Consider the following 25,442-nt stretch of genomic DNA (forward strand, 5'->3'; position numbering starts at 1 on the left):
AATCCGCAGTCGAAAGCAACTCCCATGGCGCAACGCACCCCCCGCGGGCCGAAATCCACGACCGGCAACCGCCGATCCGCCGCGCCGGGGAAGCGCCCCGACGGCAAGCCGACCCGCGCCGCCCAGCGCAGCGCCGCGAGCGCGGCCTTCCGCAAGCCGGGTTCGGCCGCCGCCGGGACGCCCAAGCCGGCCGGGCATCGCACGCTGGTCGAAAAGAGCGTCGAGCTCGCCTCCCGGGTCCTGCCGGCGCTGCCCGGCAAGGCGGCGGGCGTTCAGTCGATCCCGGTGCGCGACGCCGAGGAGGGCCTCAGGCTCGACCGCTGGTTCAAGGAGCGCTTTCCGGCGCTCGCCTTCGGCCATCTGCAGAAGCTCTGCCGCACCGGCCAGATCCGCGTCGACGGCGCCCGCGCCAAGACCGCGACGCGGCTCTCGGCCGGCATGGTGGTCCGCGTGCCGCCGCTGAAGGACGAGAGCGACGGCGCTGTCGACGACGAGGGCGTCGCGGCGCCCGCCGTCCGGAAGCCCAGCGCCAGCGACAAGGACGCCGAGTTCCTGCGGTCGATCACGATCTACGAGGACAAGGACGTTCTCGTGCTGAACAAGCCGTTCGGCCTCGCGGTCCAGGGCGGCTCCGGCACGACCCGGCATGTGGACGGCATGCTGGCGGCGCTCACCGACCGCTCCGGCCAGAAGCCGCGCCTGGTCCACCGCATCGACAAGGACACCGCCGGCGTGCTGGTGACCGCGAAGACGCGGCTCGCCGCCTCCGAACTGGCGCGCACCTTCCGTTCGCGCGCCGCCCGCAAGGTGTACTGGGCGCTCGCGCCCGGCGTGCCGCGGGTGAAGCAGGGCCGCATCTCGACCTATCTCGCCAAGGGTGAGGGCGACGGACCCGAGGGCGAGCGCATGCAGGTCGCATCCCATGGCGATTCCGGCGCGAGCCACGCGCTGACCTACTACGCCGTCGTCGACCAGGCCGGGCAGAAGATGGCGTGGCTGTCGCTCAAGCCCGTCACCGGGCGCACCCACCAGCTCCGCGCGCACTGCGCCCATATCGGCCACCCGATCGTCGGCGACCCAAAATACTTCAACATCGAGAACTGGGAGCTGCCGGGGGGCATCCAGAACCGGCTGCACCTGCTCGCCCGCCGGCTCGTCATCCCGCTGCCGAGCGGCGACATGCTCGACGTCTCCGCGCCGCTGCCGCCGCACATGCAGCAGTCGTGGAACCTGCTCGGCTTCGACGCCAGCGAGTACGATCCGATCATCGACGCGCCGGAAGACTGAACCTGCCGCGTCGCCGGAACGGGAAACGGCCGCGTCAGCGCTGACGGGGCCGTTCTGGTGTTCGAAACGCGCCGCGCGTCAGCTCAGCACACGCCGATCGATCTCGACGGCGCCGGCGCCGGCGCCGGCCTCCGACTCGACGCGCTTTCCGTTCGGAGGCGCCGTCCACGCCGGCACGTTCTCCTGGATTCGGCGGAATTCGGCCAACGCCTGACCGACGACCTGGTCCATGTTGTAGTAGCGATAGGTCGCGAGCCGACCGACGAAGTGGACGTTCTCTTCCGCGATGGCGAGGGCCTGATAGCGGCGGTAGAGCTCCTGGTTCTCCGGCCGCGGGACCGGATAATAGGGATCGCCGGTCGCGGACGGATACTCGTAGGTGATGGTCGTGTTCGGGCTCGTCTGACCCGTCAGGTGCTTGTACTCGGTGATCCGCGTGTAGGCCTCCGTCATCGGATAGTTGACGGTGGCGACCGGCTGGAACGTCTCCTGCGCAAGCGACTTGTGCTCGAAACGCAGCGAGCGGTACGGCAGCTTTCCGAACCGGAACTCAAAATACTCGTCGATCGGCCCGGTGTAGATCAGCCGGCGGAACGCGGTGGTCTCCCGCACGTCGCGGAAGTCGGCGTCCAGCATGATCTTGATGTTCGGATGCGCCAGCATGCGCTCGAACATCCGGGTGTAGCCATGCTTCGGCATGATCTGGTGGGTGTCGGTGAAGTAGCGGTCGTCGGTGTTGGTGCGCGTCGGAACGCGAGCCGTCACGGACTTGTCGAGCTCCGACGGGTCGAGGCCCCACTGCTTGCGGGTGTAGCCGCGGAAGAACTTCTCGTAGAGCTCCCGTCCCACCTTGCTGACCACCACGTCCTCGGACGTCCTGATCTCCTCGACCGGCTCGGCGCGCGACTGCAGAAAGGCGTCGGCCTCCTCGTCGGTCTTCAGGTCGAGATCGTAGAGCGCGTTGAGCGTCGTGCGGTTGATGGGGATCGGAACGAGCTTGTCGTCGATCCGCGCCAGCACGCGGTGCTCATACGGCCGCCACTCCGTGAAGCGCGACAGGTAGTCCACGATCGCGTCGGAGTTGGTGTGGAAGATGTGCGGACCGTACTGGTGCATCAGCACGCCGGCGTCGTCGTAACGATCATAGGCGTTGCCCGCGATGTGCGGACGCCTGTCGACGACCAAGACGCTCTGGCGACGCTCGTTCGCTATGCGCTCGGCGAGAACGCTGCCGGCGAAGCCGGCTCCGACGATGAGCCAGTCATACATGGGCGGACTCCTTCCCGAGCGGCGCGTCGCCGCGCGCGGCCCGCTTGCGATCCGCAGCCTCGGCCGTCAGCTCATAGATGCGCGCGAAGGTCTGGTCCCACGAGTTCTCGGAGAGCTTGGCGTCGACGCGCGCCAGCCACGGCGCCCGGTCGGCGGCCATCAACCGTTCGAGCGCGGAGACCATTTCCTGCGCGTCGCCGGCGATCTCCACCAAGCCGGCCTCGCCATAGCTTCCGATAACGTCGACGATCGGCGTCGACGCCACCGGCACGCCGGCCGCCAGGAACTCGGGCGTTTTCGTCGGGCTGATGAAGCGGGTCGACTCGTTGAGCGCGAACGGCATGAAGCCCGCGTCCCAGCCTCCGACATAGGCGGGCAGTTCCGCGTAAGGCTTGCCGCCGAGCCAGTGCAGGTTCGGACGCTGCGGCAGCTCGGCCGGGTCGATCTTGACCACCGGACCCAGCATCACGAAGCTCCAGTCCGGCCTCAGGCGGGCGACCTCGCCGACCAGCGCCGTGTCCATCCGCTCGTCGATCACGCCGAAGAAGCCGATGCGCGGGCCGGGTATGCCCGCCTGATCGGCAGGCTCCGCGCCGCCATTTCGGCCCTGCCCGAAATGGGCCACGTCGATGCTGCTGGGGAAGGCGTGGATGTTGTCGTGGCGATGCTTCTTCGCCTCGTAGAGGCTGTGGCCTCCGGTGAAGACGACGTCCGCCTTGGCGAGCATCTCGTCCTCGAGCGCGATCAGTTCCGGCGGAGCGCCCCGAAAGGCCGACAGCTGATCCATGTTGTCGAACACGGTGACGTCAGCGTCGAGGTGGCGGCTGAAGAGCAGCGCCATCGGCGTGTAGTACCAAAAGATGCGTCGGGTGGTCGGGAGCCCGGCCAGCAGATTCTCGACCAGCTGGCGCTGAGCGAGGATCTTGGCGCTTTCGGAAAGGCCATGCGGGAGCACGGGCACGCCGACCTGCACGCCCTCGGGCCGCGGGCTGAGCCGAAGAACGGCCTCGTCCACATCCTCGAAAATCGGCTCCTCGATGAAAAAGACGCTATGGCGCCGAGCCGCGCGGCCGAGAAGGTGCTGCGGCCGCTGATAGACAAAATCCCAGCGAAGATGGGAAAAACAAACTATTGTCGCATCGTCGATTTCAGAATTCCCGGTCGAGGTGAGTTCAGTCGCACGGCTGGCCGACGTTCGCATGAGCTCTCCGTTTCTACTTCCGCAAAGTAAAATAAACTTGATTTTCACTGCGCTCCATAATCGGGAGAGGCTGAGCAATACGTGCAGAGTGCCTCATATCCACGGATCGTGGCGCGCCATCATTCAAACTGAAGCTAGGCGTTTCCGTTCCCTGAGAAGTGATTCAGTACGGGTCCGTACCAAAGTCTCGACGCGCGGGCCGCTTGGTCCAAACCGAAACCACGCCGGCTCGCTCGGGGGGCGAGCGCATCTGCTCGCCTTCAGGAATGAGCCGGCGCGCGAAAGTCGACATCAAAGGAGATATGCGTTGGCCGACATCACACTGCCGGACACCGCCGACCTCCGCAGTTTCTTCATTGGCGGGTTCGAGTGCGCGGCCCACCGGCGAGCCGACGGGGTCCGCCTCGATCTGATCGCCTCGACCCGCCACGACGCCTTCGCCGCCGCCGACTACGCTCGTCTGCTGCGCCATGGCGTGCGCGTCGCGCGCGACGGCGTTCGCTGGCACCTGGTCGAGCGCGCGCCCGGCTTCTACGACTGGTCAAGCCTGCTGCCGATGGCGCGATCCGCGCGCGAGGCCGGCGTCCAGGTCATCTGGGACCTCTGCCACTACGGTTTCCCAGACAAGCTGAACATCTGGTCGCCGCAGTTTCCGGAGCGGTTCGCGCGCTTCGCCAGGGCGGCCGCTGAGGTCATGCGCGCAGAGAGCGATGAGGTCCCGTACTACTGCCCGATCAACGAGATGTCCTATTGGGCCTGGGCCGGCGGCGACATGCGCCTGTTCAATCCGATGGCGCGCGGCCGCGGAGCCGAACTCAAGCGGCAGCTCGTTCGCGCGGCCATCGCCGCGATCGACGCGGTCCGGTCGGTCGACCCCCGCGCCCGGTTCATCGTCGCCGAGCCGGCCATCCACGTCGCCCCAAGCGGCTGGAGCGACGAGGCTGTCGCTGACGCGGAAGAGTATCGGCTGTCGCAATTCGAGGCCCATGACATGCTGACAGGACGGCGGGAGCCCGAACTCGGCGGATCGCCCGACAAGCTCGACATCGTCGGCGTCAATTTCTATCCCGACAATCAGTGGACGCTCGGCGGCGGAACGATCCCGCTCGGCCACCACGACTATCGGCCGTTCCGCCACATCCTGCGCGAGACGGCGGAGCGCTACGGCCGACCGGTCATCGTCTCGGAGGCCGGGGCCGAAAGCACGGCGCGGGCGATCTGGCTGCACTACGTCGCGGACGAAGTGGCGGCGGCGCGCGACGCCGGCGCGGCGGTGGAGGGCGTCTGCCTCTATCCCATCCTCGACTATCCCGGCTGGGACAACGGACGCCTGTGTGAGGTCGGCCTGTTCGGTCCCGCCAACGACGACGGCGACCGCACCACCTACCAGCCGCTCGCCGACGAGCTGCGACGGCATCTCCCGAGGTTCAACAGTGGCGCGTTGCCGGACGGGGTCGTTGCGCTCAAGCGCGGAGGCCGCTGAGTGAGCGAGGCGCCGATCTCGTTCCGCACGGACACGCGCGAAGAGACGCGCGCGATCGCGGAGTCGCTGCGCAGCCCGTCGGCCTTCCTGATGCGCTACGTCCGACGCTGGCCGGGGCATTTCGGAGGACTCATGGCGGTGGTCGTCGCCGGGTCCTGCATGATGGTCGCCACGCAATACGGCATGAAGCTGCTGGTGGACGCCATGGCGGCGCCTCCGCCCGCCAGCACGGCGGTGTGGTGGGCGCTGGCCTTCTTCGTCGCGACGACGGCGCTGGAAAGCGCGCTCTGGCGCGTCAGCGGCTGGCTTGGATGCCGCACGACCGTCGGCGTCGGGGTCGACATCCGGCTCGACCTGCTCGACCACGTGGCCGGCCACCCGATGCGCTACTTCCAGGACCAGCGCGCCGGCGCGCTTGGCCACCGCATCACCTCGACCGCCGGCGATTTCGGCGTCCTGACCAACAACATGACGTGGAACGTCATGCCGCCGATCGTGAGCTTCATCGGCGCGGTGGTGATCTTCTTCACCATCAACGTCGGCATGGCGCTCGCGCTTTCGGTGTTCGCGGCGCTGATCACCATTGGCCTGGTCGTGTTCGGCCGGCGCGGCCGGCCGCTCCACCAGCGTTACGCCGAGCAGGCCGGTCAGGTCGGCGGGGAGCTGATCGACGTCATCACCAACATCTGGGCGGTGAAGGCTTTCGCCGCGAGCGCGCGCGAGCGCTTCCGCCTGCGCCGGATCTTCGACGGCGAGGCGAGGGCGCAGCGCCGGAGCTGGATGTTCACCGAGAAGGCCCGCGTCATGCACGACGTGCTGCTCTGGTTGATGGCCGGCTCGATGATGATGTGGGCGGTGTCGCTGTGGTCGCGGGGATCGGTGACGACCGGCGACGTCGTCGTGGTGTCGACGCTGGTGTTCCGCATCCTCCATGGCTCGCGCGACCTCGCCATGGCGCTGGTCGATATGGAGCGCCATCTCAGCTACATCGCCGAGACGCTGAAGGTCATCGGCAAGGCGCACGAGGTGGTCGATCTCGACGACGCGCGGCCGTTCCAGAAGCGCGGCGGCTCGATCGTGTTCGAGGACGTGACCTTCGGCTACGACGACCGCCGCGCCGTGCTGCGCGGCTTCAACTTCGCGGTGACGGCGGGAGAGAAGGTGGGCATCGTCGGGCCGTCCGGCGCCGGCAAATCGACGCTCATCCATCTGGCCCAGCGGCTCCACGACGTCGAGAGCGGCCGCGTCCTGATCGACGGCCAGTCGGCGCGCGAGCTGACGCAGGAATCGCTGCGCTTCGCGATCGCGGTGGTGCCGCAGGAGATTTCGCTGTTCCACCGCAGCGTGATGGAGAACATCCGCTTCGCGCGGCCCGAGGCGACCGACGAGGAGGTTCATCAAGCCGCGCTCGATGCGCAATGCCACTTCATCGACGATCTCCCGGACGGCTTCGACACGCTGGTCGGCGAGCGCGGCGCGAAGCTTTCGGGCGGCCAGCGGCAGCGCATCGGCATCGCCCGCGCGATCCTGAAGAACGCGCCGATCGTCGTGCTGGACGAGGCGACCTCGGCGCTCGACACCGAGTCCGAGCTCGCGGTCCAGAAGGCGCTGAACCGCCTGACGCGCGGCCGGACGGTGCTCGCGGTGGCGCATCGCCTGTCGACGCTGGCGGAGTTCGACCGCATCGTCGTGATGGTGGACGGCCAGGTGGTCGAGGACGGCTCCGTTCAGGAACTGATGGAGGCCGACGGCGCGTTCGCGCGCATGTGGCGGCTGCAGTCGCGCGGGATATCGGTGGACGAGGCGCTGGATCAGGCCGTGTGAGAGCGCCGCTCGCTGGCCGACAGGCGCTCGCAGCCGCAGGAGCGCCGCGCGAGCCCGTCCATGTCGCGGATCTCGATCTGGCCGCGTCGGCAGCGGATCGCCTGTTCGCCTTCAAGCACGTGCAGGCCCGAGGTGATGCTGGCTCGACGCACGCCGAGGAGATTCGAGAACTGCGCGTGGGTGACGTCGAGCGGACCGCCGCCGCACAGCGCGGCTGCCTCCAGCAGCCAGCGCGCGATCCGCTGCTCGACGGTGTGGAGCGCCGCGCACACGCACAGGCGCGCGGTCTGGTCGTGCCGGTGGCCGGCGTAGGCGGAAAGGTCGCGGCGCACTTCCGGATAGAGCGCGACCACATGCTCGAGCGCCGTCACGTCGATGGCGAGGGTGCGCGCGGCCGACAGCGAAACGGCGTCGCGGCTCGCGATCCTCGATAGGCCGAGCGTCGCCGCGACGCCGATGAGGCCGCCGGGACCCACGAGCCCGGCTTCCGCCGAGGCTCCCGCCGCATCGCGCCCGACGATCGCGATCAGCCCGTGCTCGACCAGATGCACCAAGCGTATCGGCTGGCCGATCTCGGTGAGCAGCGCGCCGCGGCGATGCTCGACCGCCCGCAGGTGCGCGACGACGCGCGAACGGCCGTCTGCGTCGAGCCGCGCGAGGAGAGGGTGAAGGGGTTCCGCCTTCTGCCGTCCGATCGAGCGCATGACCGACAACATGGCGCACGGCTCGAATAAGGCAAACTACCTATCCGGTCGCGGCCTTCGCTCGATCCCGCCTAGATCTGGTAGACGAACCCGGCCATGGCGTGATCGCCAAGATCGCGCATCTCGGCCAGCGACCTCTTGTCGAGAATGGCGGAGATCGCGTCGCGGACCTCGACCATCATCTGGCGCACCTGGCAGGCTTCGATGTCCTCGCAGTCGTCGCACGGCACGAAGGCCGAGCGGCTGGCGCAGGAGATCGGCGCGAGCGGGCCGTCCAGCGCGCGCACGATCGAGCCGACCGTGATGTCTTCCGCCGGGCGGGCCAGCATGTAGCCGCCGGCCTTGCCCTTCTTGCTTGAAAGCATGCCGGCGTTGCGCAGTTCGCCCAGGATCGCGTCGAGAAACTTCTTCGGGATCGCGTTGCGTTCCGCGACCTCGGCCACGAAGGTCGACTTGCCCGGTTGCAGTCTCGCCAGATCGACCATGGCCTTGAGGCCGTATTTGGCTTTCTTCGTCAGCATCTCTATGTCCCTGCGCGCGGCGCACCGATACGCGGCGCCCCGCGCCGGAACAATATGTCGAGTCGCTTACTAGATTGCGAGAGCCGCCTGATTTTTCACGCCGGTACCGGAAGATCGCGGGCAACCTTTGCGGGCGCCTGGTTCCGAGGCCAGGGATCTTTGGAAGTCGGCGAGGTCACCGCTCCAGGATCTTCCATATCCCGCTCGCCGCCGCCACGAGCCGGTCGTCGACCTGAAGCGATCCCTTCATGAACACGAGCGTGCGGGTCAGCCGCACCACTTCGGGAGCGACGGAGACGAAGTCGCCCATCTTCGCGCTCGACAGGAACTGCATGTCGAACTGGATCGTGACGGAGGGCTTGCTGCCGGCGGCGTCCCACGCGCTGACGCCGAGGGCGCGGTCGGCGAGCGTCATCAGCATGCCGCCGTGCACCACGCCGATGAGGTTGGCGTGCTTGCGCTCCGCGACGAAGCCGAACGACCGAAGCGGTCCGTCGGCGCGGCGCGTAAAGATCGGGCCGACCAGATCGATGAAGCCTTCGTCGGGAAAGCGCTCCCAGCCCTGCGCGAGCGGATCGGGGAGAGGCGGCGCGTCGTTCAAGGTTCAAACCCTTCGCCAGAGATCGGGGCCGAGGAGGTGGATCGAAGCCCCGCCGGAATCCACGGCGACCGTGACCGGCATGTCCGAGACCTCGAATTCATGGATCGCCTCCATGCCGAGGTCGGCGAAGGCCAGCACGCGGGACGAGCGGATCGCCTTCGCCACGAGGATGGCGGCCCCGCCGACCGCGATGAGCGACGCGGTGCCATGGCGGCGGATCGCCTCGATCGCCGCCGGTCCGCGTTCCGCCTTGCCGATCATCGCCAGCAGCCCGGTCTGGCCAAGCAGGGCGTCCGTGAACATGTCCATGCGGCTGGCCGTCGTCGGGCCCGCCGGCCCGACCGCCTCGTCGCCCACCGCCTTCACCGGTCCGACGTAATAGATGACCCGGCCGTCGAGCGGGACGGGCAGGGGCTCGCCGCGGGCCAGCATCTCGACCATCCGCTTGTGAGCGGCGTCGCGGCCGGTGAGGAGCTTGCCGGACAGCAGCAGCCGGTCGCCGGCGCGCCAGCCTCGCACTTCGTCGCGCGTCAGCCGGTCGAGGTCGACCCGGCGCGCGCCCTCCGCGCTCCGCTCGACGACGATCTCCGGCCAGTCCGCGGCTTCCGGCGGGTCGAAGCGCGCCGGGCCTGAGCCGTCGAGCGTGAAGCGGACATGGCGGTTGGCGGCGCATTGCGGCATGAGCGCGACCGGCTTCGAGGCCGCGTGGGTGGGAAAGGTGCGGATCTTCACGTCGACGACGGTGGTCAGCCCGCCAAGCCCCTGAGCGCCGATCCCGAGCGCGTTGATACGCTCGTAAAGCTCAATCCGAAGCTCCTCGAGCTTCGACGACGGGCCGCGGCGGATCAGGTCGAGCATGTCGATCGGCTCGAACAGGGCTTCTTTCGCCAACAGCATCGCCTTGTCGGCGCTGCCGCCGACCCCGAGCCCGATCAGCCCCGGAGGGCACCAGCCGGAGCCGAGCGTCGGCAGCGTCTCGACCACCCAGTCCGCGACCGACGAGCTCGGGTTAAGTTGCGTGAAACGCGCCTTGTTCTCCGAACCGCCGCCCTTCGCGGCGACGATCGCCTCGACCACGTTTCCGGGCGTCAGGTCCACATGGACCATGGCGGGCGCGTTGTCGCCGGTGTTGGTCCGGTCGAACAGCGGATCGGCCACCATGGTCGCGCGCAGCGGGTTGCCGGCGTCGAGATAGGCCCGGCGCACGCCCTCGTTGACGAGCTCCTCGATCCCGCGCGCGGTCGCGAAGCGCACGCCGACGCCGACCTTCAGGAACACGGCGGCGACGCCGGTGTCCTGGCACATCGGGCGCCGGCCGAGCAGCGCCATCCGCGAGTTCACGAGGATCTGCGCGATGGCGTCGCGCGCCGCCGGGCTTTCCTCGCGCTCGTAGGCCGCGCTCAGGTGCCGGATGTAGTCCGCTGGGTGGACGTGGCTGACGAACTGCAGTGCGTCGGCGACGCTCTGGATGAAGTCGTCCTCGCGGATGACCGTCTGCGGCGCGAGGGCGGGCAGGGCGGTCACGCCGCGCCGCTCCGGACCTCTCGGACGGCGCGGAACTCCGCCCGGAGCGCGTCGTCGTGCTCGCCGAGGGCCGGCACGCGGCCGAGCGCGGGCCGGCGTCCGTCGACGATCGCGGGCGGGGCCAGAACCTCGGCGACGCCCGCCGGCGTCTCGACGGGAAGCGTGGTCGCTGCCGGATGCGCGATCAGGTCGCCGACGGTCGAGACCATGCCGTAGGCGATCCGGGCCCGGTCGAGCGCCTCCGCCGTCTCCGCGGAGGTCCGCTCGATCAGGATGCGCTGGATGTGGGCGTCGCAGGCGGGCCGGTGGCGCACGCGCTCGACATTGACGTGGAAGCGGGGATCGTCGGCGACCGCCTCGTCGCGCAGGATCTCGCGGCAGAAGATCCGCCATTCCCGCTCGCTCTGGATCGAGATCACCACCTCGCCGTCGGCGAGGCGGAACACGCCGTAGGGCGCGATCGACGGGTGCGCGAGGCCGATCCGCGGCGGCTCGACGCCGCCGTAGCGGCGGGTGAGGTAGGGGACGTTCATGAAATCCGCGAGCACGTCGAACAGCGACAGCTCGATATGCGCTCCCCGCCCGGTGCGGCCGCGGGCGATCAGCGCCTCGAGGATGGCGGCGTAGGCGGCCTGTCCGGTGGCGATGTCGCAGAGCGACACGCCGACCCGGCTCGGGCCGGACTCCGCCGTGCCGGTGATGGCGGAAAGCCCGGTCTCGGCCTGCACCAGCAGGTCGTAAGCCTTGCGCTCGTGATGGGGCGTGCCCGGCGCATAGCCGGAGATGTCGCAGCAGATCAGCTTCGGGTGGCGAAGCCTGAGCTCCGCCGCGCCGAAGCCGAGGCGCGCCATCGCGCCCGGCGCGAAATTCTGGATGAAGACATCGGCGTCGGCGATCATGCGCTCGACCAGCGCGTGGTCCTGCCGGTCCTTCAGGTCGACGCGGCAGCTCTCCTTGCCGCGGTTGATCCACACGAAGTAGCTCGATTGCCCCAGCACGAAGGCGTCGTAGCCGCGCGCAAAGTCGCCCTCCGGCCGCTCCAGCTTGATGACGCGGGCGCCGGCGTCGGCGAGCCGGGTGGTGGCGATCGGCGCCGCGACCGCCTGCTCCATCGCAACCACGAGAACGCCGTCCAGCGCGCCGGCCATGATGCCTCCGAAACCCTTGTGCCTGGCGCATGTTAGGCCGCGCCGCGGGTGTCTTAGTCAAATCGACCTTCGGGGCAGGCGGCCGTCAACCGGCGTCGAGCACCGCCTCCAGCGCGCCGACCAGCATGTCGGCGTGCTCACGGGCGAGCGTCAGCGGCGGCCGGATCTTCAGCGCCTCGCCGCGTCCGCCTGCGGCCCCGATCAGGACGCCGCGGTCGCGCAGGCCGTTGATCGCGCGCGTCACCGCGGCCGGGTCGGGCGCGCCGTCGGCGTCGGCGAGCGTCACGCCGAGGTAGAGTCCCGAGCCGCGCACCTCGTGAATGACGGGGCGGTTCCTGCGCAACGCTTCGAGGCGCGATTTCATGTGGCCGCCGACGTCGGCGGCGTTCGCGACGAGGCCGCGGTCGGCGATCTCGTCCAGCACGGCGAGACCGGCCGCCGCCGCCACCGGATTGCCGCCGAAGGTGTTGAAATACCCCACGCCCGCCGCGAAGCGCGCCATCAGGTCGGCCCCGGCCACGACGCCCGCGACGGGGAAGCCGTTGCCCATCGGCTTGCCCATGGTGGCGATGTCCGGCGTCACGCCGTGGCGCTGGAACCCCCACATGGCGGCGCCGGTGCGGCCGAAGCCGGGCTGCACCTCATCCGCGATGAACAGCCCGCCGGCGGCGCGCACGGCGTCGACGGCGGGCGCGAGGAAGCCGGCGGGGTCGGCGAACACGCCGTCGCTGGAGAAGATCGTGTCGACCAGCAGCGCGGCGACGCCGTAGCCCTCGCGGGTCAGTCTCGCGATCGCCTCCTCGACCGCGGCGGCGAAGCTCCCGCCGACGTCGCCCTCGCCGCCGGGCGCCGGCACGGCGCGCACATGCGGCGCGAGCGCGGCGGAGGGCCGGGACGACGGCGAGACCTCGGTCACGGCGGCGGTGTTGCCGTGATAGGCCGCCTCGGTGACGATCACGCCGCGCGCGCCGGTGGCGGCTCCGGCGATCCGCAGCGCGAGGTCGTTGCTCTCGCTGCCGGTGCAGGTGAAGACGATCCGATCCAGTTCTGCGGGGAAGGTCGCCAGCAGCCGCTCGGCGTAGTCGTGCGTGATCTCGTAGAGATAGCGGGTGTGGGTGTTAAACCTCGCGGCCTGCGCGGCGATCGCGGCGGCGACGCGCGAGTTAGAATGCCCGACCGAGGGCACGTTGTTGTAGAGGTCGAGATAGCGCCGGCCGTCGGCGGTCTCGATCCAGACGTCGTCGGCCGCGACCACGTGCAGCGGCTCGTCGTAGAACAGCACCGAGGTCGGCCCGAACGTGCGGCGCCGGCGTTCGACCAGCGCCTGCGTCGCCGGCGGCAGGGCGCCGGGCGCGGCGGCGTCGAAGGCGTTGAGGGCGAGGATCTGGCGGCTCGAAGCGGTCATCGCGGACGTCCTTCGCCTTGGCGCCGGATCAGGCGTGGCGGGTCAGATAGCGCTCGGCGAGCGCGAGCGTGCCATGAGTGTAGGGAACGCCCATGCTCTGCGCGGTCGGCGTCTCGGCATGGGAGGCGATCCACGCCGTCAGCAGCATCCGCCGCAGCATGAGGAAGGCCGGCATCATGGCGACGTCCTCCGCGCCGACCGGCGCTGCGCGGGCGTAGGCCGAAAGCCAGGCTTCCTGCAGCTCCGGAATGAACGGCTCGTGCTCCATGAAGGAGACGGAGGCCGCGAAGTCGTACATGAACCAGCTGAAGCCGCAGTCGTCGAAGTCGATCAGGCCGAGCCGCTCGCCGTCCACGAGCAGGTTCGCAGGCCTGAGGTCGGCGTGGATCAGCCCGAAGCGCTCGGGGGCTGCGCCATAGGCCCCGACGCGGCGCTTCAGCGCCTCCGCCGTCCGCTCGAGCAGCGCCCGGCCGGGCCCGTCGAGGCCGAGCCCCGCGCGCCAGTCGCCCCAGAGCGGGCGGTCGCCCAGCATGGCGTCGAAGTCCCACGTCTTGCGCCGGAAGCCGTCGGGCCGCCCCCAAACCCGGGCGTGGCCGTGAAGCCGCGCGGTGATCTGGCCCAGAGTCGCGTACCACGACGCGAGATCGTCCCCGGGCTCCGGCTCGCGGCCGCTCATGAAGGCGAAGGCCGCGACGTGCCGGACGGCGCCGTCGTCCTCGAACCCGCCGAGCAGGCCGCCGTCAACGGTCCGGATCGGCTCGGGCGTCGGCGCGACGCCGTCGGCGCGCAGCGCGTCGACCCAGGCGAGCTCGGAGCGAATCTCGTCGCTGGTGTGATAGTCCGGCCGGTGAACCCGCAGCACGACGGCGTCGCCCGAAGGGGCTTCGGCGAGGAAGGTGGCGTTTTCGGAGATGGTCAGCAGCCGCAGCAGCGCGTCAGCGGCGAGCCCCCAGAGCGGCAGCGCGCTCCGCAGCCCCGCTTCGAGCCGATTCAGGAAGGCGTCGTCGTACATCGGGGCCTCGCCGGGGACGCGCGGAAGGGTTTCACGGGGGCGGCCATGACGCAACGGACGGACGACGCCCTGTTCGCGGTGACGGTCGCACGGCCCTGGCTCGTGGCGGCGTTCGCGCGGCCGCAGGCCATGCTGAGCTGGGCGATGGAGAAGCCGGGCTTCCGCACCGCGCGGCGGGTGGCCTGGTTCGAGGTGCGCAACGCCGACCTGCCGCCAGAGGTGGACGCCTTCGCGCTGCTGAAGGGAAGGCTCGCGGACGAGGGGCTCGGCGACGCGGTCGCGATGATGACCTCGCGCGACGTGCGCCGCGCCCATGTGGGCGAAGCGGCCTTCGAGGACGTCGCCGCCCGTTCGCTCGCGACCGTCGGCCTGTCGAACGCGGCGCGGGTCGGCGAGGCGCCGGGGCCCGGCCATATCGGCACCATCAACCTGCTGACGGCGGTGTCGACACCGCTGTCGCAGGCCGGGCTGGTCGAGGCGCTGTCGATCGCGATCGAGGCCCGCACCGCGGCGGTGATGGATCTCGGCTGGCGCGTGGCCGGCGGCGTCGCCACCGGAACCGGAACCGACTGCGTGGTGATCGCGGCGCCGGCGGAGGAGGGCGAAGGCGCGCGTTTCGCAGGCCTCCACACCGACATCGGCGCGGCGATCGGCGCAGCTACATACCGCGCCATCTCCGCCGGCGGCCGCGAATGGCTCGCGGAACGCGCGGCCGGATAGTTTTGGATGCCTGACGGTTCCGGATCGCTCACGCCGTCAGACCTCGCGCCCCAACGAGGCCGTACGGCTCATGGTGGCGCCCCGTTGCGATCGACAAGGCGCAGCCCAATCCGTTCGTCGTCCTCCGGCTTGACCGGAGGACCCATCGTCGACGTAGCGCCCGACGTACGGCATGGATGGTCCGGTCAAGCCGGACCATGACGCCGTGTTTCGACGAGATCCGACGCTAGAACCCAAGCGCCAGACCGTCCTTGCGCGGGTCGGAGCCGGCGTGGAGGACGCCGGCCTCGCGGTCGATCCAGATCGCTTGCGCGCCGCCGATCGGGCCCGCGGCCGGCTCGACCGCATGGCCGAGCGCCTCCAGCTCGCCGACCGTCTCGCGGTCGATGGTCGGCTCGACCTCGAGCACGCCGTCGAAGGAGAACGAGCGCGGCGCGTCGATCGCGGCCTGCACGTCGAGGCCGCGGTCGATGATCCCCGACAGCAGCGCCGCCTGGCCGGCCGCCTGGTAGTGGCCGCCCATGACGCCGAACGGCGCGACGGTCTCGCCGTCCTTCCGCAGCATGCCCGGAATGATGGTGTGCATCGGCCGCTTGTTGGGGCCGATCGCGTTGGGATGGCCCTCGATCAGGCGGAAGGACGAGCCGCGGTTGTGCAGCAGCACGCCCGTCTTCGGATCGTGCCGCGCCGACCCGAACGACTTGAAGACTGAGTTGATGAACGAGACGGCGTTGCCGTCGCGATCCACGACGCAGAGATAGACCGTGTCCTGATGCTCGGGCTCGGTCCAGAGCGTCGCCTCCTGCGCGGTCTCGCGTGAGACGCGGCGGCGCAGGCTGGCGATGGTGTCGGCGGCGAGCAGCGTCGCGGTCGGGTGGGGCAGGTGGTCGATATCGCCGATGAGGTGATCGCGATGGTGGTAGGCGAGCTTGGTCGCCTCGGCGTGCAGATGCACGCGTTCGGCTTCGGAGATGTCCGGGCCGAGGTCGAAGCCTTCGAGGATGTTGAGGATCATCAGCGCGACGACGCCCTGGCCGTTGGGCGGGCATTCGTAGACGTCGTAGCCGCGGTAATTGGCATGGATCGGCGTCACGTAGTCCGCGACCGTCTCGCCGGCGGCGAAGTCGTCGAGCGTGTGCAGGCCGCCGAGCGCCTTCAGCCGGGCGACGAGGCTTTCGGCCACGGCGCCGGCGTAGAAGGCGCTGGCGCCGTCCTTCGCGATCGCCTTCAGCGTCGCGGCCAGCGCGGGGTTCGCCACCTTCGCGCCGGCGCGCGGCGCGGCGCCGGCGAACAGATAGGCCGCGGCGGCGCCCTCGTCCTGGCTCAGCGCGTCGACGCTTTTCGCCCAGTCGTAGGCGACGCGCTGGGTGACGGGGTATCCGCTCTCGGCGTAAGCGATGGCGTCGCGGAAAAGCCGGTCGAGCGGCAGCGAGCCGTGGTCGGCGTGCAGCTTCGTCCAGGCCGAGATCGCGCCCGGCACCGTGACGGAGTGCGGGCTCATCTGGGGAATCTCATCGGTCAGGCCGGCGCTCTTCAGCGCCTCGACGGTGGCGGCCTTCGGCGCGCGGCCGCTGCCGTTCAGCGCGATCACCTCGCCGCCGGCGGGCGCGTAGAGCACGAAGCAGTCGCCGCCGATGCCGGTCATCGCCGGCTCGACCACGCATTGGGTCGCGACCGCGGCTATGGCGGCGTCGACGGCGTTGCCGCCCTCGCGCAGCACGGCGAGGCCGGCCGCGGTCGAAAGCGGATGCGAGGTCGCGATGGCGGCGTTCGGGGCCAGCATCGGGCTGCGGCCGGGGCGGAACAGGTCTCTCATCGCATGGTCCTTGGGCGTCTGGTCCGGAGGGCGGGCTCCGGCGGCAGGTAAAGGCTATTGGTCCGGACGCCAAGGAAGGCGCCGGACGCGCTCGACCGCAAGCGTCGATCAGCCGAGGGCGCGGGGCCGGTCGAGCGGATGCAGGCAGGCGAAGGCGCGCGCGCCGTCGGCCCGGAGCGCCGGATCGGTCAGGCGGCAGTCGTCCCGCGCCTCGACGCAGCGGCCGGCGAAGCGGCAGCCCTTCGGCAGATCGATCGGGCTCGGGATCTCGCCGGGCAGCGGCTCGGCGATCGGCGCGAAGAACTTCGGCGAGGCGTTTAGCAGGGCGCGGGTGTAGGGGTGGGCGGGCGCGGTCAGCACCTCGCGGGTCGCGCCGGTCTCGACGATGCGGCCGAGATACATCACCGCGATGCGCTCGCAGAGATAGGCGGCGACGCCGAGATCGTGGGTGATGAAGACGAGGCTCACCCCCATGTCGCGCTGCAGGTCGCGCAGCAGCTTCAAGAGCTGCGCCTGGGTCGAGACGTCGAGCCCGGACACCGCCTCGTCCGCCACCAGCACGGAGGGGTTCGACGCCAGCGCGCGGGCGATCGCTACGCGCCGCACCTGCCCGCCCGAGAGCGCCGAGGTGTAGCGGCCCATCATCTCCGCCGGCAGCCCGACGCGCTGGAGCAGCGCCGCGACGCGGTCGCGCCGCTCGGCACGGGGGCAGAGCCCGTGATGGTCGAGCGGCTCGGCCACGAGGTCGAGCACGGTCATGCGCGGGTTCAGCGAGCCGCGCGCGTCCTGGTAGATCAGGGCGACGTCACGGGCGAAGCGGTCGCGGTCGTCGCCCTTGAGCTCGGCGATCTCCTTCTCGCGGAACAGCGCCCGGCCGTCGGTGGGCGCGGTGAGGCCGAGCAGCACGCGTAGCAGCGTGGTCTTGCCGGAGCCGCTTTCGCCGACGAGCGCGAGGCTCTCGCCGGGCTTGACCGTCAGGCGGACGCCGTCGAGCGCGGCGAGCTTGCGGCGCTTGCCCGCCCCGAACAGCGAGGCCGAGGCGCGGCCGATGTCGTAGGTCTTCTCGACGTCGAGCAGCCGGAAGATGTCGGTCGAGGTCGCGCTCATGCCACGGGATTCCAGCAGGCGAGCCGGCGCCCGCGCGTCTCTATGAGCGGCGGCTTCTCGCCGGCGCATTTCTCGAGCGCCGAGGCGCAGCGCGGCGCGAAGCGGCAGCCCGGCCGCTTTGAGGCGAAGGACGGCGAGCCGCTCGGCAGCGGCTCGAGCTCCTCGGTGTCGATCTCGAGCACGCAGGCCTTGAGCCCGACGGTGTAAGGGTGCAGCGGCTCGCGCAGCACGGTCTCGGCCGGGCCGGCCTCCATCACCTGCCCGCCATAGAGCACCACGATCTCGTCGCAGGCCTGGCTTGCCAGCGCGAGATCGTGCAGCACGAAAATGCAGGACGCGCCGCGCTTGCGCGTCTCGTCGAGGATCAGGCGCACGATCTGCGCCTGGATGGTGACGTCGAGCGCGCTGGTCGGCTCGTCGGCGAGCAGCAGCTCCGGGTTGGTCGACAGCGCGATCGCGATCATGACGCGCTGCTGCATGCCGCCGGAAAGCTGGTGCGGGTAGGCGTCGAGGCGGCTCTCGGCGTCGCTGAGGCCGACGCCTTCGAGCAGCTCGACCGCGCGCTTGCGGGCCTGCGCCTTCGACAAGCCGAGCAGGCGGCGGAGCGGCGTCATGAGCTGCGCGCCGACCGTGAAGCAGGGGTTCAGCGCGGAGGAGGCGTCCTGGAAGATCATGGAGATCCTCCGACCGCGCAAACGAAGCCAGTCGCGTTCGCTGCTCGTCGCGAGGTCGGCGCCGTCGAACAGCATCCGGCCGTCGAGCCCGACCTGCGGCCGCGCGAGCAACCCGATCAAAGCGAGCGCGATGGTCGATTTGCCGGCGCCGGATTCGCCGACGAGCGCCAGCGTCGCGCCCCGCTTCAGCGCGAAGGAGACGTCGTCAAGGATCAGCTTCTCGCCGCGCGTGAGCGACAGGTTCTCGACCCGCAGCAGGGCGTCGGCGGGCGCCGCGGCGGGGGTCGCGCCGGCGGGGTCGGACCGGGGGATGGCGAGGGCGGCGGCCATCGGTCACGCCTCCTTCTTGAGCTTGGGGTCGAACTGCTCGCGCACGCCGTCGCCGACGACGCTGAGCGCGATCAGAAGGATGGCCAGCGCCGCGCCGGGCACGCCGGCGATCCAGGGCGCGAAGCTGACGAAGCTGCGGCCTTCCGCGATCATCAGGCCCCAGTCCGGCGTCGGCGGGGTCACGCCGATGCCGAGGAAGGACAGGCCTGACGACACGAGGATGGCGTAGGACACGCGGATGGTGGCCTGCACCGCGAGCGGGAAGATGACGTTCGGCAGCACGTGCCGCCACACCACCATGAGGCGCTTCACGCCCATGAGGCCGGCGGCCTCCACGAAGGCCTGCGCCTTCACCTGCAGCACGTCGCCGCGCACGGTGCGGGAGAACGGGCCGATCAGCGCCACGCCGACCGCGAGCACCACCTTGTCGACGCCCTGGCCGAGGATGGAGATGAAGGCGATCGCCATGATCAGCGAGGGCAGGGCGAGCAGCGCGTCGACGAAGCGCATCAGCGCCCATTCGACGGCGCCGCCGGAGAGTCCCGCCGCCATGCCGATCACGAGCCCGCCGAACGCGCCGATCGCCACCGCGCCGAGGCCGATCGCGAGCGCGTAGCGCGCGCCGTAGATGGTGCGCGAGAGCAGGTCCTGCCCGAAGCTGTCGGTGCCGAGAAGGTGCGGCCCCCAGGCCGGCGGCGACATGAAGTTCATCATGTCCTGGTCCGTCGGCGCATGCGGCGCGACCCAGGGCGCGAACGCCGCGGCGAGAACGTAGGCGAGCGCCACCGCGCAGGCGATCAGGAACCACACATGCGAGCGGGCGTAGGCCCAGACCCCGGCGAGGGTCGCCGGCCGGCGGCGGAGGCCGGCGGCGGGAAGCGTGACGTCGGCCATCAGCGGGGTCTCAGGCGGGGATCGAGATAGGGATAGGCGAGATCGACCGCGAGGTTGGTCAGCACGAACAGGCAGGCGGTCATCATCACGCCGGCCTGCACCACGCCGTATTCGCGGTTGAGCACCGCGCTCGTCATCATTTGCCCGACGCCGGGCAGCGAGAACACCGTCTCGGTCAGCACCGCGCCCTGCAGCAGCGCGCCGAGCTGGAGCCCGAGAATGGTGACGAGCGGGAGCATGACGTTGCGCAGGCCATGGACCCACACCACCCGCCAGCGCGGCTCGCCGCGGGCGCGGGCCGCCGCGATGTAAGGCTGCTCCAGCGCCTCGATCAGGTTGGCGCGGGTGAGCCGCACGATCATGGCGAGGAAGTAGGTGGAGAGCGTGATCGCCGGCAGCGTCATGTGCACGATGCCGCCCCAGAGGTCGTTCCACGGCGCGACGAAGCCGAGCGTCGGGAACAGCGCGAGCTTCACGCCGAAGATCCAGATCAGCAGGATGCCGAGGTAGAAGCTCGGGAACGAGGTGCCGGTCAGCGTCAGAGTCGCGACCGCGGCGTCCCAGCCGGTGTCCTTGCGGGTCGCGGACAGCACGCCGAGCGGAACGCCGATCAGCACCGCGAGCGCGAGCGCGGAGGCCGCGAGCGTCAGCGTGACGGGCAGCGCCTCCATAAAGGCGTACTGGAAGATCGGCGCCTTGCTGATGAAGGACGTGCCCCAGTCGCCGACGAGGAACCCGCCCAGCCAGCGCAGATATTGCTCCGCGACCGGGCGGTCGAGGCCGAGCTGCGCCATCAGCGAAGCGTGCGCCTCCGGAGAGTACTCCGAGCCCAGCATGAGCTGCACGGGATCGCCCGGCGCGAGCTTCAGCAGGCTGAAGCTCGCGACCGAAACGATCAGCAGCACCATGAGGGTCTGGAGGACCTTCCTGGCTGCGAACCAGGCCATCAGGCCAGGCTCACCGTGTGCAGGTTGAGGCTGTCGACCGGGATGTACTTGAAGCCCTTCACCTTCTTGGCGAAGATCTTGAACACCGGCATGTGCGAGGTGATCGCGATCGGCGCCTCGTCCATGATGATGTCGCAGGCCTCGTTGTAGAGCGCCTTGCGCTTCTCCACGTCGAGGACGATCTGGGCCTCGTCGACGCACGCGTCGAAGCGCGCGTTCGACCAGCCGGGATAGTTCCAGGCCTGGCCGGTGCGGAACTCGGGGAACAGCGTCTCGTCCGGATCGAGATCGGCCCACCAGTTGAAGTCGAACATGTCGAAGTCGCCGGAGTTGCGGCGGCTGACCCAGTTCGCCCGCTCCACGAGCTGCAGCTTCGGCTTGATGTCGATCTGCGCCAGCATCGGCAGCACGGTCTGGGCGAGGCGAGTGCCGTAGGTGCCCTCCTCGGTGACGACGAAGATCGGCTCGATCACGCCCTTGGTCTCGGACTTGGCGCGGTGCTCCTTCGCCTTGGCGAGGTCGAAGCGCTGGCCGCGGCCGGATTCTGCGATGTTCTTGTCGTAGAAGTCGGTCATGGGCGGGGAGATCGGCGTGTAGGCCGGGATGCCCTGGCCGAAGAACGCCTGGCGGATGATCTGCTCGCGGTTCAGCGCGAAGGCGACCGCGCGGCGCAGGTTGATGTCCGCGAACGGGCCCTTCTTGCAGTTCATGGCGATGTAGACGTAGTTGCCCTCGATCTCGCCCAGCACCTGCAGGTTCGGGTTCGCCTTGAGCTGCGGGATGAACTGCACCGGGCTGTCGCTCATGCCGTCGACCTGGCCGGACATGACGGCGGCGATCGCGGCGGAGGCCTCCTTCATGATCAGGATGGTGACCTTGTCGAGCTTCGGCAGGCCGGGCTCGAAGTAATCCGCGTTCTTCTCGAGCACGATCGAGTCGTTCTCGCGCCAGCTCACGAACTTGAACGGGCCGGTGCCGACCGGGTTGCGGCCGAAATTCGCGCCGTGCTTCTGCACGGCCGTCGGCGACACGATCGTGCCCGCGCGGCCGGTGGATCCGGTCAGGGCGACCGGAAGGAAGGCGTAGGGCCGGCTGAAGATGAGCCGGACGGTCAGCGGATCGACCACCTCGACCTTCTCGAGCGCCTTGAATTTCCAAGCGTGCGGCGACTTCGGCTCGCCCTTCCACACCCGCTCCACGCTCCACTTCACCGCCTCGGCGTCGCAAGGGGTGCCGTCGTGGAACTTGACGTTCGGCTTGAGCTTGAAGACGTGGACCTTCTCGTCGAGCACGTCCCAGGTTTCGGCGAGGTCCGGCACGAACGAGACGCGCTCGCCGTCGTACTCGACCTTCAGCAGCCCGTTGTAGATGTTGTTGTGGACCTTCACCGCGCCGAGGAAGCCGGTGAAGTGCGGGTCGAGCGTGTCGATATGGTCGACCCAAGCGAGGCGGATTTCGCCGCCGGCCGCTTTCGCGCGCGTCGAGAGGCCTGCTCCGGCCGCGATGATCGCGCCGGCGCCGAGACCCTTCATCAGGTCGCGCCGATTGAGCCCTCCGAGCACGCGCTCGGTCAGGATCGCCTTGTGGTCAACCATCGTTTCGCCGTCTCCGATTCGAAATCCCGCGGCCCCGCCGGAGCCGTTCGCGCTGCATGGCAGCAAATGGCATGCCACGCCACGGACGCTGTGTTTCTTCGGAGGAAAATTTCGATCCGTCCCAATGCGTGGGCGCCGGGCGTAAAAACTAAGCACAATGACGTAGGACGGAGCGCGGATGCGCGCGGAGGGCCTGGCGACGGCCCTCAGGCCAGCAGGTCGGCGATCGCCAGCGCGACGACCTTGGTCGCCTTGTTGAGGTCGTCCAGCACCAGCTTCTCGTCGGCGCGGTGGCCGTTCGCTTCAAGCAGCGAGCGCGGGCCCGCGCCGTAGAGCACCGTGGGCACGCCCACGCCGGTGTAGAGCCGGGCGTCGGTGTAGATCGGGACGCCGTTCGCCGGAATGTCCTCGCCGAGGATCTCCCGCGCGCGCGTGCGGATCGTGTCGACGAGGCGCTCTTGGCCGGGAAGCGGCTGGAGCGGGCGCGCGAGCAGGATGCGCCGGACGGTCACCTCCACGCCCGGAAGCTCAGCGCCGGCCTGCTCGATGAAGGCGGTCAGGTCGCGCTCGGCGGCTTCGGGGCTCTCGTCCGGGATCATGCGGCGGTCGATGCGGAAACGGACGAGGTCCGGCACGACGTTGGTGTTGATGCCGCCTTCGATCAGGCCGACGACCAGCGTCGGGCTCTCGATGCCGTCCACCGCCGAAACCGTGGCCTTGTAGGTCTCGCGCAGCGCGTAGAGCTTCGACAGCAGGCTGGTCGCGGCCTCAAGCGCGTCGACGCCGGTGTCGGGGCGGGCGGCGTGCGCCGAGCGTCCCTTCACCTCGACCTCCAGATGGAGGCAGCCGTTGTGGGCGACCACGACGTTGTAGGAGAAGCCTGCGCTGATCGCGAGGTCCGGCTTGCTCAGGCCCTGTTCGAGAATCCAGCCCGGCCCGACGAGGCCGCCGGTCTCCTCGTCATAGGTGAGGTGCAGCTCGACCGTCCCGTTGAGCGGCGCCTCCGTTTCGATCAGCGCCTTCAGCGCGAAGGCGTAGGTCGCGAAGTCCGACTTCGAGACCGCGACGCCGCGGCCATACATCACGCCGTCGCGGATCTCGGCGCCGTAGGGGTCGGCGGTCCAGCCCTCGCCGGGCGGCACCACGTCGCCATGGGCGTTGAGCGCGAGCGTCGGGCCGGGGCCGAAGCGGCGTCGCACGATCAGGTTCGTGGCCGAGATCATGCCGGCCGCCCGCACCGTCGCCGCCGGCACGGGATGGCGCTCGACCTCGAAACCCAACGCCTCCAGCGCCTTCGCCGCGACCTCGGCGTGGGCGGCGCAGTCGCCGGGCGGGTTGTCGGAGGGCGTTTTCACGAGCTCCGCCAGGAAGGCGGTCTGCGCGTCGCGCAGGGCGTCGATCCGGGCGATCACGGTTTCAGTCGAGGACATCAGGACGGGTCTCGAAACTCTTCAGGACGCGGAAAAGGGTGACGGCCCCGGCCTCGACGTCCGCCGGCTCGGCGTGTTCGGCGGGGTTGTGGCTGATCCCGTCGCGGCAGCGGACGAAGATCATGCCCATGGGCGCGATGCGGGCCATGACCATGGCGTCGTGGCCGGCGCCGCTCGCGAGCCTGAGCGGCTCGAGGCCGAACTGGGCGATGGCGGCGTCGATGCGGTTCTGCAGGTCGCGCGAGCAGGCCGCCGCGGGCTCGTCGTGGATGCGCGCGATCGACACGCCGAGGCCGCGCGTCGAGGCGATCGCCATGATGGATTCCTCGATCCGGCGCAGCGTCTGCAGCCGCTGGCCGTCGGTCGGCGCCCGCACATCGACGGTGAAGGCCGCGAGCCCGGGCACGACGTTCGCGCCGCCGGGCTCGATCGCGAGCTTGCCGACGGTCGCCACCAGCCCGCGGCTCGCCGTCGCCGCCTGCTCGACGGCGAGCACGCTCGCGGCGGCTCCCGCCAGCGCGTCGGCGCGGTGGTTCATGGGAGTCGTGCCGGCGTGGCTCGCCGTGCCGGTGAGCGTCACCGCAAGCCGCGTCGCGCCGCAGATCGATCCGACGCAGCCGACGGGCAAGCGGTAGGCCTGCAGCGTCGGGCCCTGCTCGATGTGCAGCTCGAGATAGGCGACGAAGTCCTCGGCCGAACGCTTGGCCTCGCCGATCCTGTCGGGGTCGAAGCCCCGCGCCCGCATGGCGTCCGCCATGCTGATCCCGTCGCTGTCGCGCAGCCGCAGCAGCTCGGGCGCGAAGTCGCCGACGAGCGCGTGGCTGCCCAGCATGGTCGCGCCGAAGCGGGTGCCTTCCTCGTCCGAGAAGCCGACCACCTCGATGGCGTAGGGCAGGCGCACGCCCTCCGCCGAAAGCGCCGCGACGCATTCGATGGCGGTGACGACGCCGAGAATGCCATCCCACCGGCCGGCGTTGCGCACCGTGTCCAGATGCGAGCCCACGAGGATGGCCTTCGCGGCCGGGGTCGCGCCCTCGTAGCGGCCGATGACGTTGCCGATGGCGTCCACGCGGGTCGTCATGCCGGCCTCCGCCATCCAGCCGAGCGCGAGCTCGGTGGCGCGCGTCTGCTCCGGGCTCATGAACACGCGCGTGATCGCGCCGACGTCGGCGGAGATCGCCGCAAGCGCGTCCACGCGTTCGCAGATGCGTCGCGCCATGCCGGCGGGCGCGGGAGTCGTGCTAGGTGCTGTGGGCATGGAGAAATCGGGAAGGGACGTCGTGTCGGGCCAAGCGCGCATCCTACTCGTCAATCCCAACACTGCGGAAGCGGTCACGGCGCTGCTGGCCGCGGAAGCCCGCCGTCACGCGGGCGAACGGGCCGCGATCGTGGCCGTCACCGCCGCCTTCGGCGCCCCGGGAATCCAGACGCCTGAGGAGGCGCAGGTCGCCGCGCGCGCCGTGGCTGAGGCGGTGGACGCCCACCGGACCTGCGACGCCGCGATCGTCGCGGCCTTCCTCGATCCGGGCTTCGAAGAGGCCGAGGCGCTGCGGATCATGCCGGTGGTCGGATTCGGGCGCGCGGGCCTGCGGGCTGCGGCCGCGGGAGGCCGGAGGTTCGGCCTCGTCACCGCCGGCCCCGCCATGGAGGACGCCGTGCGGACGCGGATCGGCGAACTTGGGCTCGCGCCGCAGCTCGCCGGCATGCGGCTCGTCAACGCCGGCGTGCGCGACCTGATCGCCGACCGCGCCCGCCACCGGGACGAGGTGCTCGCCGCCGTCCGAGCCTGCGCCGTCGAAGACGGCGCGGAGGCGGTGCTGCTCGGCGGCGCGCCGTTCGCAGGCTTCGCGGCCGAGATCGCGAACGCGGCGGACGTCGCCGTGCTCGACGGCGTCGCGGCCGCTGTCGACGCGGCCATCGCGGCGGCGCGCGGCGGCTGAGCGGCGGATC

22 protein-coding genes are annotated in these 25,442 nt (G+C 70.2%); 5 read left to right on the forward strand and 17 right to left on the reverse strand.

The genetic code is table 11. From position 1 onward, the window contains the following. Positions 1 to 24 precede the first annotated feature (24 nt). Positions 25 to 1,287, forward strand: a complete 1,263-nt coding sequence (locus PKE78_RS11305; RefSeq protein ID WP_271201007.1) for an RluA family pseudouridine synthase — start codon at positions 25 to 27, stop codon at positions 1,285 to 1,287. A 78-nt stretch (positions 1,288 to 1,365) separates the two neighbouring features. Here the strand turns inward: PKE78_RS11305 and glf are convergent, their stop codons facing one another. Then, entirely contained in the window at positions 1,366 to 2,556 is a 1,191-nt protein-coding gene (gene glf, locus PKE78_RS11310; RefSeq protein WP_271201008.1) for a UDP-galactopyranose mutase, read from the reverse strand. Beyond that, on the reverse strand, positions 2,549 to 3,835 hold the full coding sequence (locus PKE78_RS11315) for a glycosyltransferase family 1 protein (RefSeq protein ID WP_271201009.1): 1,287 nt from the start codon (positions 3,833 to 3,835) through the stop codon (positions 2,549 to 2,551). Before PKE78_RS11315 ends, glf begins: the two co-directional genes overlap by 8 nt. A gap of 229 nt (positions 3,836 to 4,064) precedes the next feature. Here PKE78_RS11315 and PKE78_RS11320 point away from each other — a divergent pair, with 229 nt between their 5' ends. Further along, positions 4,065 to 5,240: a beta-glucosidase gene (locus PKE78_RS11320; RefSeq protein ID WP_271201010.1), complete on the forward strand. Its 1,176-nt coding sequence runs from the start codon at positions 4,065 to 4,067 to the stop codon at positions 5,238 to 5,240. After that, positions 5,241 to 7,064: an ABC transporter ATP-binding protein gene (locus PKE78_RS11325; protein ID WP_271201011.1), complete on the forward strand. Its 1,824-nt coding sequence runs from the start codon at positions 5,241 to 5,243 to the stop codon at positions 7,062 to 7,064. Here PKE78_RS11325 and PKE78_RS11330 read toward each other — a convergent pair. The 7 genes from PKE78_RS11330 to PKE78_RS11360 form a co-directional block, all read right to left on the reverse strand. After that, a complete protein-coding gene (locus PKE78_RS11330) occupies positions 7,052 to 7,780 on the reverse strand; it encodes a Crp/Fnr family transcriptional regulator (protein ID WP_271201012.1) in 729 nt (242 codons plus the stop codon). The genes PKE78_RS11325 and PKE78_RS11330 overlap by 13 nt on opposite strands. Positions 7,781 to 7,839: 59 nt before the next feature. After that, complete coding sequence (locus PKE78_RS11335) at positions 7,840 to 8,289, reverse strand: RrF2 family transcriptional regulator (RefSeq protein ID WP_271201013.1); 450 nt, start codon at positions 8,287 to 8,289, stop codon at positions 7,840 to 7,842. Positions 8,290 to 8,464: 175 nt separating this feature from the next. Beyond that, the gene (locus tag PKE78_RS11340) at positions 8,465 to 8,890 is read right to left on the reverse strand and encodes a PaaI family thioesterase (protein WP_271201014.1); all 426 of its coding nucleotides are present in this window, start codon (positions 8,888 to 8,890) and stop codon (positions 8,465 to 8,467) included. A 3-nt stretch (positions 8,891 to 8,893) separates the two neighbouring features. After that, positions 8,894 to 10,414: a fumarate hydratase gene (locus tag PKE78_RS11345; RefSeq protein WP_271201015.1), complete on the reverse strand. Its 1,521-nt coding sequence runs from the start codon at positions 10,412 to 10,414 to the stop codon at positions 8,894 to 8,896. Further along, complete coding sequence (locus PKE78_RS11350) at positions 10,411 to 11,562, reverse strand: CaiB/BaiF CoA transferase family protein (protein ID WP_271201016.1); 1,152 nt, start codon at positions 11,560 to 11,562, stop codon at positions 10,411 to 10,413. The genes PKE78_RS11345 and PKE78_RS11350 overlap by 4 nt, the downstream gene beginning before the upstream one ends. Positions 11,563 to 11,647: 85 nt before the next feature. Then, positions 11,648 to 12,967: an aspartate aminotransferase family protein gene (locus PKE78_RS11355; RefSeq protein WP_271201017.1), complete on the reverse strand. Its 1,320-nt coding sequence runs from the start codon at positions 12,965 to 12,967 to the stop codon at positions 11,648 to 11,650. A gap of 28 nt (positions 12,968 to 12,995) precedes the next feature. Beyond that, the gene (locus PKE78_RS11360) at positions 12,996 to 13,979 is read right to left on the reverse strand and encodes a phosphotransferase enzyme family protein (protein WP_271201018.1); all 984 of its coding nucleotides are present in this window, start codon (positions 13,977 to 13,979) and stop codon (positions 12,996 to 12,998) included. Between the two features lie 45 nt (positions 13,980 to 14,024). On the opposite strand from PKE78_RS11360, the gene PKE78_RS11365 reads away from it, so the two are divergent. After that, positions 14,025 to 14,699: an adenosylcobinamide amidohydrolase gene (locus PKE78_RS11365; protein WP_271201019.1), complete on the forward strand. Its 675-nt coding sequence runs from the start codon at positions 14,025 to 14,027 to the stop codon at positions 14,697 to 14,699. Between the two features lie 226 nt (positions 14,700 to 14,925). On the opposite strand, the gene ggt is transcribed toward PKE78_RS11365, so the two are convergent. The 8 genes from ggt to PKE78_RS11405 form a co-directional block, all read right to left on the reverse strand. Further along, on the reverse strand, positions 14,926 to 16,515 hold the full coding sequence (gene ggt / locus PKE78_RS11370; RefSeq protein WP_271201020.1) for a gamma-glutamyltransferase: 1,590 nt from the start codon (positions 16,513 to 16,515) through the stop codon (positions 14,926 to 14,928). A gap of 108 nt (positions 16,516 to 16,623) precedes the next feature. After that, positions 16,624 to 17,622 (reverse strand): ABC transporter ATP-binding protein, encoded by a 999-nt coding sequence (locus PKE78_RS11375; RefSeq protein ID WP_271201021.1) that lies wholly within the window; start codon positions 17,620 to 17,622, stop codon positions 16,624 to 16,626. Beyond that, positions 17,619 to 18,626: an ABC transporter ATP-binding protein gene (locus tag PKE78_RS11380; RefSeq protein ID WP_271201022.1), complete on the reverse strand. Its 1,008-nt coding sequence runs from the start codon at positions 18,624 to 18,626 to the stop codon at positions 17,619 to 17,621. The genes PKE78_RS11375 and PKE78_RS11380 overlap by 4 nt, the downstream gene beginning before the upstream one ends. 3 nt (positions 18,627 to 18,629) lie before the next feature. Next, positions 18,630 to 19,520 carry an ABC transporter permease gene (locus PKE78_RS11385; RefSeq protein WP_271201023.1) on the reverse strand — a complete coding sequence of 297 codons (891 nt, stop codon included), beginning with the start codon at positions 19,518 to 19,520 and terminating at the stop codon, positions 18,630 to 18,632. Further along, on the reverse strand, positions 19,520 to 20,467 hold the full coding sequence (locus tag PKE78_RS11390) for an ABC transporter permease (RefSeq protein ID WP_271201024.1): 948 nt from the start codon (positions 20,465 to 20,467) through the stop codon (positions 19,520 to 19,522). Before PKE78_RS11390 ends, PKE78_RS11385 begins: the two co-directional genes overlap by 1 nt. Then, positions 20,467 to 22,062: an ABC transporter substrate-binding protein gene (locus PKE78_RS11395; protein WP_271201025.1), complete on the reverse strand. Its 1,596-nt coding sequence runs from the start codon at positions 22,060 to 22,062 to the stop codon at positions 20,467 to 20,469. Before PKE78_RS11395 ends, PKE78_RS11390 begins: the two co-directional genes overlap by 1 nt. A 206-nt stretch (positions 22,063 to 22,268) precedes the next feature. Continuing rightward, entirely contained in the window at positions 22,269 to 23,492 is a 1,224-nt protein-coding gene (locus PKE78_RS11400) for a M20/M25/M40 family metallo-hydrolase (protein ID WP_271201026.1), read from the reverse strand. Continuing rightward, on the reverse strand, positions 23,479 to 24,750 hold the full coding sequence (locus PKE78_RS11405) for an allantoate amidohydrolase (protein ID WP_271201027.1): 1,272 nt from the start codon (positions 24,748 to 24,750) through the stop codon (positions 23,479 to 23,481). The genes PKE78_RS11400 and PKE78_RS11405 overlap by 14 nt, the downstream gene beginning before the upstream one ends. On the opposite strand from PKE78_RS11405, the gene PKE78_RS11410 reads away from it, so the two are divergent. Continuing rightward, complete coding sequence (locus tag PKE78_RS11410) at positions 24,749 to 25,432, forward strand: aspartate/glutamate racemase family protein (protein ID WP_271201028.1); 684 nt, start codon at positions 24,749 to 24,751, stop codon at positions 25,430 to 25,432. The two genes, PKE78_RS11405 and PKE78_RS11410, sit on opposite strands and share 2 nt — an antisense overlap. The last annotated feature ends 10 nt before the right edge of the window (positions 25,433 to 25,442 follow it).

Origin of the sequence: Methylopila turkensis (genome assembly GCF_027922325.1) — a bacterium.
Taxonomy (GTDB): Bacteria; Pseudomonadota; Alphaproteobacteria; order Rhizobiales; family Methylopilaceae; genus Methylopila; species Methylopila turkensis.